The organism is Actinomycetota bacterium (assembly GCA_040755895.1).
Taxonomy (GTDB): domain Bacteria; phylum Actinomycetota; class Aquicultoria; order Subteraquimicrobiales; family Subteraquimicrobiaceae; genus Subteraquimicrobium.
The window spans coordinates 21,145-37,461 of record JBFMAG010000085.1 but is presented as its reverse complement, the minus strand read 5'-3'; the positions used below and the strand labels follow the sequence as shown (position 1 = coordinate 37,461).

Genomic DNA, 16,317 nt, shown 5'->3' with positions numbered 1-16,317 from the left:
AATGATGTCTGGGGTAATAATCCAAATTATGATGGTTGTTCGCCCGGTACAGGGGATATCTCCGCCGATCCCAAATTTGTGGATGCGGAGTTTGGAGATTATCACCTCCGGTTTGATTCCCCTTGCATCGATGCGGGAACAAATGCCGGAGCGCCTAGTGTTGATCTAGAGGGCAACCTTCGTCCCTATGACGGAGATGGTGATGGTGTTGCCACCGTGGATATGGGTGCATATGAGTACTCTGAGTTTACTCCACCTGCGGAACCCACATTTCCCGATGTTCCCAGCGATTTTTGGGCATACTATGAGATCGAATTCATGGCAAGCCAAGGGATAATCTCCGGTTACGCCGATGGGCTCTTCCGCCCCGCGGATCCCGTCACCAGGTCACAGTTCACAAAGATGCTCGTGAACTCCCTGGAATTTCCCTTAAACACCAAGTACAAGGGGTACTTTACGGACGTTCCACCCGAGCACTGGGGTTGGCAGTACATAGAGACAGCCTATGAAGCGGGCATCGTGCAGGGCTATGGTGATGGAAGATTCGGTCCCGAGCACCTGGCAAGCAGGGCTCATCTTGCCACCATGCTGGTCAGGGGACTGGGAATAGCTACAAACATACAATACCAGGGATATTTTCCCGATGTCCCACCAAACCACTGGGCCTGGGATTACATAGAGACCGCGAGGGACTGGGGAATAGTGCAGGGCTATGGTGATGGTCTGTTCAGACCAGAGGAATGGGTGAGAAGAGATCAGACCGCGGTGATGATCTACAGAGCAGTATTCGGACCTTAGTGTATGGAAAGCTCTTGGGATAATTCACTAGCTGAGGCTCTCCTTGAGGCGTCTGAGGAAATCCTTTCCGTGGAATATCACTCCATGAAAGCCTCCCCGACGGTAATGGTAGGCCAACCTTCCAAGGTAATAGAGGGGGGACTTTCTTATCACCGGCTTCGTTGTAAGGGGTCTTGGCTTCACCACGACGCGACCCTTTTTCTTTTCCTCCCCAAGAATTTTATCGGGAGCGAGTTTTGGATCGTGGCAGAATCTATTGAAGGGTTCGACCACTCTTTCCCAGGTAAATTGAGGAGCAATTTTTCTCAAGTTTTCTTGGAAGGTCTGGCAAAGTTGGGGATTGTCCAGCAATTCCAAAAGTACTTCGGTTAAATCTTCAACATTCTCGGGCTTGACAGTTCTTCCCAAATTATGCCTCTCCACCAACTCACTCATGGAATCCCCCTTTGTGGCAACGATGGGAAGACCGGCCCAGATGTAATCGAGCAACCTCGTTCTATACGAAAACTCCGTCTCCACATGCTGAAGATGGGTGCTTATCCCAATATCCGCCTCTAACAGATAATTTTGCCTCTCATCATAGGGTATCCACCCAAAATTGAAGAAGACATATTTATCGTATAAATCCAATTCCTTGCTCAGGCGGATGGCATCCAGGCACATCTTCATCTCCGGAACATCGGGATTTGGATGCTCCAATCCCATAAAGAACAGCTTAACATCATCCCTTTTCTGAGCGATGTTATGTATGGCTTTTATCAAAGTAATGGGGTCGAACCAGTTGTAAATCCCCCCGCCCCATAAAATGACCTTGTCATTTTCCTCTATCCCCCTGTAAGCACCCTTCAAAACCCGCTTTGTGTGTCTCGGAGCGAGGGATGGCAAGCCAAAGGGGACGACGTCGATGAAAGACCGGAGGGTCTTATCCGAATCATACGTGGAAGGATTGATTCGATTAAGGCTGTTTAACATACCAATCCAAAAGTCGCGCTGTTTCTCGCTGGCGCAGATAAAAAAATCACCCACCGAGAGCTGATCATTTAACACCGTTAAGTTCGCCTTATGTATGTCAGATCTCTCTTTAAAGCTTTTGTATTTGAATAACTCCAGCATCTCAAGGGTAAAGGGGTCATAAATGTCCACGACGATGGGTTTGTCAACTTTCTTTAAGAAAGGAAAATGATGCAAAATGAATCCCTGGCAGATGAAAAGGTCGCACCACTTGACCAATCTTTTCAACTTCCTCTTGTTGGTTTTCCCATATGTTTCGATTTTGAATCCATCGGGCTTCAAATCGGTCTCATTTGGAATGGCTAAGATGACTTCATGCTCCCTGCTGAGAACCTTGGCAAACTCCCAGCATCTAATGGCTGGACCCGCCATTCTCCGGGCGACCGTATCATTGCTTATTATCAAAACGCGGGTTTTTCTCTCAAACAATCTTTCAACCTCAAATGCATTCGAGAGCTTCTTCTGAGCCTCGACATATTGTGGGTGGAAAATGTTGGGTCGAAATGGTTCCTTAAACAATGAAAAAATTGCGACATCCGTTCGCCTCCTGCGAGTTTGCACGAATGATCGCTTTTTGAGAAGTTGAGGCATGTTCTCGATGACATCATCGAGGGCTAGAAAATGACTGAGAGCAAGCTTTGAGATGGTTTGCTCGCTCCCACCGTGCTCTTCGCGACCAAAGCGATAGGAATCTTTATCCAAATTGGCTTCCACCAATCCTCGTTTGAGGCTGAGCAAAATCGCGGTAGGCAAAATGTGCTGCAAGCTTTCGTCGCCATAATTTTTAAAAATAGTGTATAAGGCATTGCGCTCTAATAGCATTCTCTCCTTTTCATAGCCAAACCTTTGAGTGGTGCCATGGAAGCGGTGGTAAACGATAGACTTCGGGGCAAACACTACCCTATATCCCAGAACCCAAAGCCTCCAACCGAAGTCCACATCTTCGAAGAAAGCGAAGTAATCATCATCGAAACCACCCGTATCGAAGTAAACTTGTTTATCGACGAGCATGGCTCCACCGCAGGCAAAGAGGATGGGCTTCTCCTCATCATAAGCTTCGATATCCGTGGAGCCCGTATCCACCTTAAACCCATGTCCGTAGAAGCTGAGTGCACTCTCTGCAAAATCTATAGCCTTTCCATCCCAAGAAAGTATCTTGGAACCCGCACATGCCACATCCGGATTATTCAAAACGGGGATCAATAGCTCCACTAACCAATCGGGATCCACACGAGTATCGTTATTAAGAAAAGCCAAATAATCTCCCAGGGCTTTCCTGGCACCGATATTGATAGCCGCCGCGAAACCCACATTTTCCTTGTTTTGAATGATCTTCACCCAGGGGAAATTTTCCTTAACATAATCCGCGGAACCATCGGTGGAAGCGTTATCCACCAAAATGACCTCGAGTTTGTCCTTGGGATAGTTGAGCTCATGCAGAGAGGCAAAACATTCTCCCAAATGTTCCTTGCCATTTAGATTTACCACTATCACTGAGACTTGTGGACCGTGCCCACCGGCAGGCAGGAATTGCTTCCCGCCGAGATACCCGATTGCCAAGAAAATCCTCTCCTTTTAAATATCACCTTGCCGAGAAGAATCTTCGGTCCTTAAAATATCTATACACGCGATAAGCAGAAGTGGACCTAATTCTCTCCAAGCTTGCCGATAGCTCTCGGATGCTATTCTCCTTTGAGCTTATTTCCTCGGATAACCTCCTGATTTGTTCTTCATTCTGAGCAATCTGCCTTTCCAGATGGGCAATTTTAATTAAATTCTCGTCGACTAGCTTCTTAAGGTGGGCAATATAGGCATTTTGCTGCTCCGCCAGCAATTCAAGATTTTCGACGACTTCTTTAGAGGCTTCAAAATCCATATCCGAACCCACTTTTCTCCTCCTCCCCGAGTGAGTTTTCAGAGCCAATTCGTAACCGAGTATGGTTTCTCTTGCAGCTTTATCCCAGGTAAACCTAGCTGCAACTATATCTTTGAGCTTATTTTGGCGAGGGGAGTAAAAGGCTTCGCAAACTGCCTTCTTTATGGACTCTGGATCCGTTGGATCACAATACCGGGCAAGTTCTCCAAAATATTCCTTTGCTGAACCCCTGTTTGTGCAGACGATGTTACACCCCGCCAATGCAGCTTCAAGATTTGTTAAGCCTGGTGTTTCGTACCAGCTGGGAAGGGCATGCACCCTCGCTGCTGCATATACTGGACCCAATTCATTATACTTAAGAGAACCCAAGAAGTGAGTTTTCTCATTGGCATACCTCTGACACAGTGAAAAATACTCTTGATCTAAAATATCACCCACAAGGACGATGGGTATATCGATGTCACGGAGTGCGTAGAGCAAGGAGAGTTGATTTTTTCGTCTTTCAATTCTCCCAACGCATAATACGAAATCCTTTAAACCATATTTCTTCACAAATTCGTCGCATTTAGCATCCGCAAAACTGAGATCAGCAGCATTGGGTACGATGTGATATTTTGGGCTGGACAAATTATACAAATGCTTCAACAAATCCAACTCGGTTCGCGAATTTGGGAGCAAAACATCGCTAATATGTAAAACCACCCTCTGCTTATTTTTAAAGATATTTCTCTCCCATGAATTCTTGCTCAAATACTGAGTATTTATACTCTTTCCCGTCGATAAGATACTCTCTTTTATTTTACTTAAGCCTTCGTCGTTTTCGAAGAGAATGGGTGGAATCCCTTTACAATTCTCCAATTCATCTAAGGTCCAATATATGACAGAAAGGACTATTGGTTTACCCCGCTTAAAGGCGTTTAAAGCCTGGTGATAAGTCTCATCAACTCGGGTAATATTAAATAAGTGGACCAGATCATACTCGGTCAAATCGGGTTCAAGCTCCGTTGAGATATCAACCTGTATCCCACACCTCATCAGAGCCTCACGCGTTTTGAGGAGCTGCGTACTATCTCCTCCATAGGCATCCAAATAATCCGGCCGGATTTGTAAGAGGATCTTCTCTATTTTTCCCCTGTTCTTGATCGAAGATGGCATTACTGCCCCCTCAGTAATCCTGCAGCGAGCTTGGGGTTTTCCTCAGCCTTCCTCAAAAGTTGCTCCGTCTTTACTCTCAGATCAGAAGGGATTCTCCGCCTTGAAGTCCAAACTTCATCAATAATCTCGCAAAGCCTTTCGAAACGAATTTCATTTATAGATATGGATCTTTCTTCCTGACCGATTAATTGCAGGAAGCTTCTCACCTTTCCATCATAAATTATCCCGATAATGGGCGTGCCCATAGATGCCGCAAAGATGGCAGAATGAAGACGAGTCCCAATCATCAAATCTAGCCTCCCCACAATCCCCTTGATTTCATGTGGATTATAAGAATCCGAAAGAATTTTCGCCCTCTCCTTGAACCTCATTTCCTCCACCAGCTCATGGCATAATTGATGGTCATCATCGTACAATCGCTGCATGGGGATGAAGACGATCTCAGAATCGAACTTTTGAACCAGGAAATCGGCTACCCTTGCTATGGTCCGTTTATATCGATTGTGCTTCTCCTGCATCCTATGAGATCTAAATCCCTGGTAATGATACCATGGTCTAACATTTATACCAATTAAGGGTTTTTCCAAAGAGACTTTTTCCCCCCGCAATATTCCCACCACTCGCTCCTTCGGGGCGGGAGTCAAACCAATGGCCGGATCGACCGTGACCGCTATTTCCGGACCATTCACCCTCAACCTCTTTAACTCTATGGAGGATTCCGCATCCCTTAAACTTATCACATCCATCCTATCCAGAACAAATGAGACCAATCTTCTTGTGGATGGCAACAGTAGGGGTCCTATTCCCACACCATAAAGCATAACGGGTTTTCCCAACATCTTTGCCAGGAGCGCAAGATAAAGAAAGAATAATATCCCATAATGCCGACCTTTAAAGAAGTCATTTACGTTCAGGTGAAAATTGCAATCATAAAATAACCCTCCGCCGCCGACTATGACCAGGTCGGCTTCACTTATGGCTTGAAAGATTTTTGCTTCGTCGGTGTGCACGATCCTTCGTACATCCCTAGATATTGGAAGGTCTAAATCGCCTCCGATAACCGAAAGCTCAGCCTGACCTATCTCCTTCTTCAACTCCCCGATCATGGAGATTAGGATCGCATCGTCACCAATGTTGCTGAACCCCGCTGCGCCGGCGATCACAATTCTTCTCATATTTAAAAGACACCTCATTCTACCCACTGGTGAGAGAACCGCGAGGTTGCTCAATTATGCTCCATTGACCGGGAATTTTAACGACCCCATAGGATTCTTTTTCTCGACCCGGTGTGACTTGAAATTCATACAGCTGTTCATGGTGATCATAGGAATGTAGACAATGATAATCATAGATCGCTGCCGTGACGAGATATGAGCCTGGAAGCAGTGGCAGGGAGTCTACAACATATTCGATTGTGCCTTCGCCTTGGACTGAATCGATGAATACGTTATTGAGCTTGGTACTTGGTCTTGCTACACAAACGCCATCGGCACGATCTATACGGATACCGAAAACTGGTTTCTCGATCTTCTTATGAGCCTTGAAGTTGATCCTCACGATGAATTTCTCTCCAGTTTCGAATAACGTTTTGGATTGCCCACCATCGGCGAGGAATTCCACCCTGTTTATCTCTATCTCCCTTGAGCCCCATCTCGATCCCTCAACCTGTTGCTGGGCTTTACCCTTCCTTTGCTCCTCCAAATTCACATACTGAATATAGGCGTTGACGACCTTATTTGGGTTACCCCTGGCTTTAATTTCTCCCCCTTTTAACCAAATGACCTCATCGCACATGTTCCGGATATGATCCATGCTATGGGAGACAAAAACGATGGTTTTACCCCTGGTCTTATAATCATACATTTTCTCCAGACATTTTCTTTGAAAAGCTTCGTCTCCCACGGCCAGAATCTCATCGATGAGTAATATGTCGGGGTTGACATTGACAGCGATGGCGAAAGCCAGTCTCATATACATGCCGGATGAGTAGTTTTTTATGGGCATATCAATGAATCTTTCAAGCTCGGCGAAGCCTACAATCTCATCGAATTTCTGGTTGATTTCCCTATAACTTAAGCCCAGAATTGAACCATTTAAATAAACATTTTCTCTACCCGAAAGTTCCGGGTGAAAACCGGCTCCCAACTCAAGTAAGGCTGAAACCTTTCCTTTTGTGCTCACTTCCCCTTTATCGGGACGCAAAATCCTAGCCAAAATTTTGAGTAAAGTGCTTTTCCCAGAACCATTTTCTCCGATGATTCCCAGAGTTTGACCCCTTTTCAAGATGAAATGGATATCCTTCAATGCCCAAAATTCTTCGAAAATCGATCTGCGCCCGCTGAGTAGAGCGTATTTTAGCGTGTGCTGTTTCTCGTGATAGAGTCGGAATTTCTTCCAAAGGTGATTGACCTCTACGGCCATTTCATCGCCTATATCCTTTGCCCTCCCAAATCTTGTCCCAAGCATCACACTCACATCCACTTAGATCTCTTCGGCAAAAGTGGGTTCGTATGTATTGAAAAATAGGTATCCGAAATAAAGCGTGAGCAATGATACAACCACGGCATATCCCAGGAGAAAGAAACTCGGGGGTTGGCAGTCATAGAGAATACTGCGATAGGCCAATACGAACGTTGCCATTGGGTTAAGCTTATAAGCGAATGGAAGCCACGGAAGTTTATGGGACATCTGTAAAACGTACTCAAAGGGATAAATGATCGGGGTGGCGTAAAACCAAATCATTAAGATGATGCCCAATAAATGCTGGATATCTCTAAAGTAAACATTGAGACAGGAAAAGATGAGGCACATCCCGATGGTGAACAGGGTTTGTATGATCGTAATCGCAATTAGAAGGGGCAGGTAGATGAAGAACCTTGAACCCAAGAACGTCAAAAGCATGAATAAAACCAAAAGTTCCAAGCAAAAGTTGATTAAATTGGCGAGAACCGTTGAGGAAGGTAAAATCTCACGAGGGAAATATACCTTTTTAACCAAATTTCCATTGCCAACAATCGAATTTATGGAAAGTGAAAGAGAAATGCTCAAGAAATTCCAGGGTAAAAGGGCGCAAAGTAGAAAAACTGGAAAACTGAAAATTGTTCCATATCGAAGTACCGGAGGCTGAATCCTAAGAAGAACAGCGAAAACGAAGGTGAAAACGATTGTGGTTAATATCGGATTCAGAAGCGACCAGAAAAACCCCAATATGGATTTCTTGTATTTTACTTTCAATTCCCTCTTTATCAAGTTAAGTAGGAGCTCGCGGAAGACGAAGAGCTCCTTTAATTTCTCCACCATTTAATGATTTCTCCTCGGAGCTTAAGCTGAAAGATATTCTTTTAAAGCGTCTTCATAATTTCGCAAGGCGGGGAGTCCACGTAGTTCTAAACAATAATTTCTAAGGACTGAGAATGCTGGTCTTTTGGCAGGGCGATTGAGTTCTACAGAGCCGATGGGTTTAACTTTAACCTCTTTCTTCCCCGCATATTCTAATATTTTCCTTGCAAAATCGAACCAGGAACAGTTTCCGCTGTTAGTGATGTGATAAATACCGTACCACTCGGTATTAATAAGTTTAGCAATTGCCTGGGCTAAGTCAAGGCTGTAGGTCGGGGAACCAATCTGGTCGTTTACCACCTTCAGCTCCTCCCTCTCCTCCGCCAATCTAAGGATGGTCTTCACAAAGTTCTTGCCATGCTTGCCATAGAGCCAGGCGGTACGGACGATGAAATATCTAAGTAAAAGAGAGCTCACATAACGCTCCCCCGCTAGTTTCGAGGAACCATAAACGCTTATGGGATTAGGGGTGTCGAATTCCGTGTACGGTTCGGTTTTTCTTCCATCGAAGACAAAATCGGTGCTTATATAGAGCATGATTGAGGTGGTTTTCTGGCATGCTACAGCAACATTTTGAGTGCCCAAAGCATTAACCTTAAACGCCTTATCGGGATTAAGTTCACACCCATCCACATCGGTATAAGCAGCAGCATGGATCACCATATCGGGGGATAAATCGCCGATGACCTCCGTAACCCTGGCGAAATCGGTGACATCCATATCTTCATGGGAAAAACCGAAAACCCGGTGTGCTTTCCCCAAAACATCAATGAGATCTGCACCAAGTTGACCCTTCGCCCCAGTCACCACAACCTTCAAGGGGAGACCTCCTTCCCCATCAACACCTCACCCTTCGACTTACAACCTTTCAACTTTGAACCTTCAACCTTGAACCCTCAACCTCAATCTTCAACTAATACTTGACACCGGTGCCGGGTTTTACAATTTCGACCCAAATCTGACCGGGATTAAAGGGAATCTCGCTTCCATGTTCATCCTTGAAGCTTAGCTCCGATCTTTCGCCAGCTTTATGCCAGATCCCCTCAACGACGATTCCGTCCCTAAAAACCAAACACTTTCCTTTACCCACCACTTGGATGTTCAAACGTTGAATATCGTACATCTCCGTGGGACAGTACATGACCACCACATTCTTCGGTTGAAGTTGCGATCCAGTGGTTCTCTCCATGTGGGGCTCCCCCCCATTGAAACGCAGATAGGAATTGGATTTCCTATCATAGCTGTATTGCACCTTATAAGCTGGAGATGAAAAATTGATGGTGATCTTCTGACCCTCGGGACGTTTCTTTAAAGGTGCATCGGGTTTATGTTTGAACCCCCGATATAATACACCCTTTTCCAAACCCACTTTCCGTGCGACATTTCTGATACCTTTTGTACTGGTGAAAAGATTGTGCGGTGCTTTTATCCCCCTAACCCGCCAATAGGCCTGGGGAAAGGCAAATTGATCGAGATCGGCAATTCCCGAGGTTTTTATGGCATTCATAGCACGTGGCGAACCTCCGCAGTGAGCAAAAATTGCGTCGAATCCAGGGACAAGGGCCACATGATATGGTCGGGCACTTCTAACCGGTCCAATTACATTCGCATCTTGGTGGAAATATATCGCCAAAAGACGAGTTATACCTCCCTCAGCTAAAGCTTCGAAAACCACGCATGCTTTATCCAAGCCTGACTGGGGTCTAATGCTCACTAAATTTTCAACGATAACAGCTATCGGTCGATGAGAGACCTCACTTGAAGCGACTTCCATACCGCAGATGGGACAGACTTGCGAGGGTTTTTCCTTCGCCTCGGGTATGGATTTGATCCTCTTCCGCCAATCCCCTTTTCGCCCGCAGGAAAGAACCGCGATGATGAGGAACAAAAGGAAGAGAGCTAAAATTGATTTTCGAAGGAATTTTTTTATTCCCATATTTCTCTGCTTTACCTAGTTTCTCGATATCTATCGACCATGGTACATTTTCCGGTAATATTCCTTGAATTCACCGGACTTTATCCTCTCCCACCACCAGCGATTATCAACATACCACCTTATGGTTTCCCTCATGGCATCCTCAAAATTGTGGCGAGGTCTCCAGCCCAGTTGATGGATTTTTTGGCAATTCAAAGAGTACCGCCTGTCGTGACCGGGTCTATCTTTGACGAATTTGATTAGATTCTTGGGTTTACCTAACTCTCTTAAGATGATCTCGGTGATCTCCCAATTGGTCCTTTCATTCCCCCCGGCGATATTATAAATCTCTCCCTCTTTACCTTTATGCAGGACAAAATCGATGCCTTCACAATTGTCAATTACGTATATCCAATCCCTTACGTTCCTTCCATCACCATACAACGGAAGGGGCTCATCCTCTAAAGCATTGGTGATGAACAGAGGGATTAGTTTCTCGGGATATTGATAGGGACCAAAATTGTTGCTGCTTCTGGTGATTAAAATCGGGAGTCCAAAGGTGACCCAGTAGGAATGAACCAGAAGGTCAGCAGCACCCTTTGAGGCAGCATAGGGACTCGAGGGATTCAACGGATCGCTTTCCTTAAACGATCCTTTCTCGATGGAGCCATAACATTCGTCTGTACCGATCTGAACATACCTTTCATGCCCATATTTTTTGGCAGCCTCGAGGAGCACATAGGTGCCGTAAATATCGGTTTTGATGAAACTCTCGGGTCCCAAAATCGACCGATCAACGTGAGACTGAGCGGCGAAGTTAATGATGACATCGACATCCTTTGCCAATTCATCAACGATTTGAGGATCGCAGATATCGCCTTTGACAAATTTATATCTGGGGTTTCCTTCAATATCCCGCAAATTGTCGGGGTTAGCAGCATAACTCATAATGTCAAGATTAATAATCCGATAATCTGGGTACTTGTTAATCAAATAGCGGATGAAATTGCTGCCTATGAAACCCATTCCTCCCGTTATTAATAATTTCATGATTCTTTCCTCCTATTTTCTTCCCCCTCTGCCGGCTGCCGGCAACTCAGCCTCCTCTGGTTACATATGAGGGCCACTTATACGGGATTTCCTCGCTATTCCATGGAAAGCGATACTCATCCGGATCATCGTATCTATAGGGAAGTGTGGGCACATTCACAATGCGAGTCTCCTCGCAATCAAAAGCCGTGAATCCATGAGCTACGTAGGGGGGAATCTTAAGTAGAATTGGCTCATTTTTCTCACAGGGAGGAGCCTCTAGAATGAACTCATCAACCTGCTTATAGGTGGGAGATTTCTCTCTGAGGTCGCAGAGAGCCACCAAAGCTTTGCCGGAGACGCAGACGAAGTGATCCGTCTGCTGTTTGTGGTAATGCCAGGCTTTGGCCACAGTCCTTTTGCATCCAGTGATGTAAACCTGACCGAATCTTTCGAAGAGGGGATCATCGCACCTCAACATCTCCATCAAAAATCCCCGATCATCGGGGATTAGCCGCAATTTTTTGATCTGCACACCCTTGATCATTCCAACCTCCATAAGCTCAGTTAAAAGCCAATTGTATTAAGCTGTAAGGATTAAGAATTAAGCATCTCAAGAGCCACCCTACCCACCACCTATAACCTTGAACCTCGAATTTAACTTTTAACCGACTTAAAGTACTCCAACCTTGCTGCTATCGCCGAGCATCAACCTATAAGCCTTGGGCTTTAAGGGAGACTTGGAAACCTCCACGTTCTTCCCGATTAGGCTATCCTCTATCCTGGCGATATCGGAAATCACGCTCTTCTCCAAGACTATGCTGTGTTCGATCTCACTATTCATGATGGTTACTTGATAATAAATGGAAGTGAAGGGACCAATAAAGGAATTAACGATCTTACTATCCGCACCTATTACCGCTGGACCCCTGATCGTGCTGTTTAGAACCTCTGCCCCCTCTTCGATTATCACCTTACCTATTAGCCGGGAAGTACTATCCACAAATCCTTTACATTTGCTCTTGATATCTTCGAGGAGTAACCGGTTTGCCTCCAGAAGATCCTCCAGCTTCCCCGTATCCTTCCACCAGCCGTTGATGATATGAGGTTGCACATTGTATCCATGATCTATTAGATATTGGATGGCATCGGTGATCTCAAATTCATTTCGCCAGGAAGGTTTGATATTATTCACCGCTTCGAAAACATGTTTATCGAACATATAAACACCGACTAAGGCGAGATCGCTCGGTGGCTCCTTTGGTTTCTCGATTAGACGTACAACCTTTCCATCCCTCAGTTCAGCGACCCCGAAACGTTGAGGATCCTTCACCCTGGCAAGGAGGATTTGGGCATTCGGTTTTTTCCTCACGAACTCCTTTACCAGAGGGGTTATTCCCTCTTTGATTATGTTATCCCCTAGAAACATGACAAAGGGCTTCTCACCGAGATAGGACTGGGCTATTTTCACCGCGTGAGCCAAACCCAACGGTGCCTCTTGCTCTATATATGTTACTTTGACTCCCCAATCGCTTCCATCCCTGACCGCTGCCTTTATCTCATCCTTCGTATATCCCACGATGATACCAATATCCTCGATTCCAGCCTCCTTTATCGCCTCAATGGCATAGAAAAGGACGGGCTTGTTAGCTACGGGTATGAGTTGCTTAGCGCTGGTATGGGTTATGGGTCGGAGACGTGTTCCTTCTCCACCAGCTAATATAAGAGCCTTCATTCTCTCACCTCACAATGCCTTAATGTGCATAATCTTTACCCTCTTTAAATTCCTTGAGGGAGAGTCCTTTCTTCACATGATATAATATTTTTTCAATTCTTTCCTCGTCCGGGATGATGTAGCTTACCCCCTTGATTGTCTTGGGTGTTCCGGGTAGAGTAACCATCTCCACATCCTTTTTCTTAAGGGATTTGAGGAAGGTGGCAAGTTGAATCATCTCCGATATAGTTAAATCGGTTCGGCTATTATCCGCGAATATATTCACAAGGGTGGGCATCTTTAAAACATGTTTTAGCCTCAAAGCTTTATCCATGAAAGCTTCGAGGAACTTCTGCTGGCGTTCGATTCGTCCCAAATCGCCCTTGGGATCACCATGTCTGTATCGTACATAGTTAAGGGCGGTTTCACCATCGAATTTATGATAACCTGCGGGAATATGCATGGCATACTTTCGTGATTTATCTATTATGGGCTCGTCCACATATATCTCGATTCCCCCAAGAGCATCAACCATTTTCTTAAAACCTTCAAAATCCGTCCCCACGAAGTGATGGATGGGATATCCCGTGAAATCCTCTACTGTTAAGATCACGAGCCTGGGACCACCATAGGCATTAGCGGCGTTGATCTTCTTATGACCTCTACCGGGTATTTTGACTCGCATATCCCGAGGGATGGAGATCAAAACAGCTTTCTTCCTCGGTGGATCGAGACGCAATAAGATAATGGCATCAGCCCGAGCTCTCTCCCCTCGAGAAGAATCGCTGCCCAGGAGCAAAATATTGATGGGTTCGTTTGGGAGAGGCTCCGACATAACTTTCTGGGCACGGGCAAGTTCCCCATCCTTGTGGAGTCGGCCTTCCACGTATTTCACGTAAGCGTAGCCACAAGCGGCGAGCACAAGAAAGATGGCAAAAAGAAGTAATAAAATCTTTATGACCGGCGATAACTTGGATTTACTTTTGGCCAGAGGTAAAAAATCCTCTTCCATATTCCCCTCAAATTAAAACGAAGTGAAAAAAGAAGTCTTGGATAGATTAGCACAAATTAAGCCAAAAATAAACCTGAGATTACACCGAGACGGTAAAGGTATTTTTAGGGTGCTGATTTGGCTCTGGAGATCATCACCGCCGTCTGATCTCTCCTCACAATCTCTTCGGGTTTAAACCTTCCATCGAGGTAGCCTTGTATTATCCTATAATCCTTGGCGGTCTCGATGTACTGCCACGCCCAGTGGCTTGATGGGACATCGGGGAAGTACCCCCTGTACTGGGTGTTCAGAGATATTCCGAGTCCCAAAACGAGTATCTTGGCAAGCTGGGCCCTGGTTGCCATATCCTCGGGACCGAATCTTCCATCGCCGTAGCCCTTGACGATGCCCCTTTCATAGGCCGTCTCGATGTATTGCCACCCCCAGTGGTTTGAAGGAACATCGGTGAAGTATCCCTTGTACTGGGTGTTTAGGGGGAGTCCCAGGGAGTTCACGAGCATCTTGGTGAACTGGGATCTGAACACGGGATCCGCCGGGCGGAAGTAGCCATCAGCGTAACCTGAGATTATCCCCTGCTGGGCTATACTTTCGATTTCGTTATATGCCCAAAAATCCCTCGGGACATCACGGAAACGCGTACTGAGATTATCTATGAAATCCCTGATAGCTCTCTCAAAGGCTGTGTCTTTGATGTTATAAAAGGGCTCCCTCCCCTCTCCATCCCACGTATAAGGAGCTATTATGTGAGCACCATGCTTATATGCCACCTTTAGAGCACTCAGGCATCGATTGTAATCCGGTCCACTCTCCAGACTCGGGTTAAATTCAAAGATGCCCCAGTTTGGACTCAAGCCTCGAGCAGCGGCAAATAGAGCTTCGTCAAAGCACACATTTTGGAGGGTAGTGATTCCCAACGATCCTTCATTAACATGGGCTGTATCCAGAGTACTGCACAAAATGTAGCGCATCCAGTAAGTATTGTCGGTGCGCACGGTCTGATGGGTGAATATCTTTGAGGCGGGGAGACCAGCTTCCCTTATCCAATCAACTTCTCTTTGTACTTCAAGATACACGAGCCCAATCCTGAAATTGGTCCATTCCTCCCAAAGAGGATTTCCCACCAAAGGGTTTCCTCTTGGTGGGACAACCTCATCCCAGCTGTTAAAATTGGTTCCCATAGCCTGATTGAATGCATTCAGATTGCCCTTGAAGCGCTCATCTCTCTCAAATTGCCTAAATTCGGCTATCGTATCTGGATTATAATCGGTGATGAAGAAGGGACTCATGAAAATCTCGGGGTCTATAGTAACAGCGATTAAAATATCGGGATTCTCCCGGTAAAATTGGGTAACCACTCTAGCTGCAGCCTGAAGGTTTCTCTTTCTGTAACCTTTCCTCGCCTCCGCTCGGGAACCCCAGTTATTATAGGTTAATAAGCGCTTGAGTCCCGTTCCATCGTCTTCGGGAACGATACCACTATCCCTCCATTGGCAATGCATTGGATCTTGCTCTAAATAAGAGATGATATCGCGATCTGGATTCGCAAGGTCAGCCCATGGTCCACCATTGAAGCAGATGACCACGGGAAAATTTATGTCCTTCGCCAACTTCAGGATATATTCCAAGTGCGAGGGATCAAATTCGAAGTCACTCGCTCTTCCCTTGGTCTCACCCATGTAATAGCAGCAAGCCATAAAACCGGTTCTGGCATAGTACTGTCCTGTCCCAAGCCTCGTCTTCATATCCACGAGCTTTTGATAGGCTGAGTTATAGTCTCCAGGGATACCACAGTTGGGCGTGATGTAGAAAGTGTACTCGTAAGGCGCAGCTCCAGCGGACCCCGGAAGTAGCATCAACAAGATTGAAATTGTGATTGCAAAAGCAGCTATTCTTTTCAACATTTTCTCGATAACCCCTTATTAATTTATAATACCCATCCCATTCTTATACTCGGAAAAATTGTCCCTCTTCTGAAGCTTACGTTTTTTGATATTACAATTTTCTAAGATCATAAACAAGCCCACACAAAGAACTATGGAGCTTAAAACTCCATAGTTTATAAATACTCATTTAAAATATGTAATCTCATAAAATAGTTAGCTATATTTGGTCGATTCCTGCCTTTTATGGTTTGGGAACACCGGTAACTAGGATGTCATCGATGTACATACCTTCACCTACGCCTTCACCATCGGTGTGCCAGCGCCAGTCCAGCGTCGCTAAACCACCACAATAGGGAGTTAAGTCGATGATTTCTCTAACCCAGCCAACATCGCCTGAAGGACCAAATATGGCTCTGTAAATCATCACCGCCGTTTGGTCCCTCCTCACCCATGCCTCGGGTCTGAACAGACCATCGGCATAGCCTTTTACGATGCCTCGGTCCCTGGCGGTCTCTATGTAATCCCAAGCCCAGTGGTTTGGTGGAACATCGGGAAAGTATCCTTGGTATCGAGTGTTTGTGGCTA

At 45.7% G+C, this 16,317-nt stretch carries 14 protein-coding genes; 1 reads left to right on the top strand and 13 read right to left on the bottom strand.

The genetic code is table 11. The features are described 5' to 3' along the window. Positions 1 to 798, top strand: a 798-nt coding sequence (locus tag AB1466_04115; GenBank protein ID MEW6189282.1) for an S-layer homology domain-containing protein, incomplete at its 5' end; no start/stop codon positions are given. 27 nt (positions 799 to 825) lie between these two features. On the opposite strand, the gene AB1466_04110 is transcribed toward AB1466_04115, so the two are convergent. The 13 genes from AB1466_04110 to AB1466_04050 all read right to left on the bottom strand — a co-directional run. Further along, entirely contained in the window at positions 826 to 3,369 is a 2,544-nt protein-coding gene (locus AB1466_04110; protein MEW6189281.1) for a glycosyltransferase, read from the bottom strand. Positions 3,370 to 3,391: 22 nt separating this feature from the next. Beyond that, positions 3,392 to 4,840 (bottom strand): glycosyltransferase, encoded by a 1,449-nt coding sequence (locus tag AB1466_04105; GenBank protein MEW6189280.1) that lies wholly within the window; start codon positions 4,838 to 4,840, stop codon positions 3,392 to 3,394. Continuing rightward, positions 4,840 to 6,015: a polysaccharide pyruvyl transferase family protein gene (locus AB1466_04100; GenBank protein ID MEW6189279.1), complete on the bottom strand. Its 1,176-nt coding sequence runs from the start codon at positions 6,013 to 6,015 to the stop codon at positions 4,840 to 4,842. The genes AB1466_04105 and AB1466_04100 overlap by 1 nt, the downstream gene beginning before the upstream one ends. Positions 6,016 to 6,034: 19 nt before the next feature. Continuing rightward, the gene (locus AB1466_04095; GenBank protein MEW6189278.1) at positions 6,035 to 7,321 is read right to left on the bottom strand and encodes an ABC transporter ATP-binding protein; all 1,287 of its coding nucleotides are present in this window, start codon (positions 7,319 to 7,321) and stop codon (positions 6,035 to 6,037) included. Next, entirely contained in the window at positions 7,322 to 8,140 is an 819-nt protein-coding gene (locus tag AB1466_04090) for an ABC transporter permease (protein ID MEW6189277.1), read from the bottom strand. Positions 8,141 to 8,161: 21 nt separating this feature from the next. After that, positions 8,162 to 8,989: a dTDP-4-dehydrorhamnose reductase gene (gene rfbD, locus AB1466_04085; GenBank protein MEW6189276.1), complete on the bottom strand. Its 828-nt coding sequence runs from the start codon at positions 8,987 to 8,989 to the stop codon at positions 8,162 to 8,164. A gap of 103 nt (positions 8,990 to 9,092) precedes the next feature. Beyond that, positions 9,093 to 10,115 (bottom strand): DUF3048 domain-containing protein, encoded by a 1,023-nt coding sequence (locus AB1466_04080; GenBank protein ID MEW6189275.1) that lies wholly within the window; start codon positions 10,113 to 10,115, stop codon positions 9,093 to 9,095. Positions 10,116 to 10,145: 30 nt separating this feature from the next. After that, a complete protein-coding gene (gene rfbB, locus AB1466_04075) occupies positions 10,146 to 11,144 on the bottom strand; it encodes a dTDP-glucose 4,6-dehydratase (GenBank protein MEW6189274.1) in 999 nt (332 codons plus the stop codon). Between the two features lie 46 nt (positions 11,145 to 11,190). Next, on the bottom strand, positions 11,191 to 11,670 hold the full coding sequence (locus tag AB1466_04070) for a dTDP-4-dehydrorhamnose 3,5-epimerase family protein (GenBank protein MEW6189273.1): 480 nt from the start codon (positions 11,668 to 11,670) through the stop codon (positions 11,191 to 11,193). 126 nt (positions 11,671 to 11,796) lie between these two features. Beyond that, positions 11,797 to 12,858 (bottom strand): glucose-1-phosphate thymidylyltransferase, encoded by a 1,062-nt coding sequence (locus AB1466_04065; protein ID MEW6189272.1) that lies wholly within the window; start codon positions 12,856 to 12,858, stop codon positions 11,797 to 11,799. A gap of 19 nt (positions 12,859 to 12,877) precedes the next feature. Then, on the bottom strand, positions 12,878 to 13,849 hold the full coding sequence (locus tag AB1466_04060; GenBank protein ID MEW6189271.1) for an LCP family protein: 972 nt from the start codon (positions 13,847 to 13,849) through the stop codon (positions 12,878 to 12,880). Positions 13,850 to 13,953: 104 nt separating this feature from the next. Continuing rightward, the gene (locus tag AB1466_04055) at positions 13,954 to 15,750 is read right to left on the bottom strand and encodes an S-layer homology domain-containing protein (GenBank protein MEW6189270.1); all 1,797 of its coding nucleotides are present in this window, start codon (positions 15,748 to 15,750) and stop codon (positions 13,954 to 13,956) included. Positions 15,751 to 15,973: 223 nt separating this feature from the next. After that, positions 15,974 to 16,317, bottom strand: a 344-nt coding sequence (locus AB1466_04050; GenBank protein ID MEW6189269.1) for an S-layer homology domain-containing protein, incomplete at its 5' end; no start/stop codon positions are given.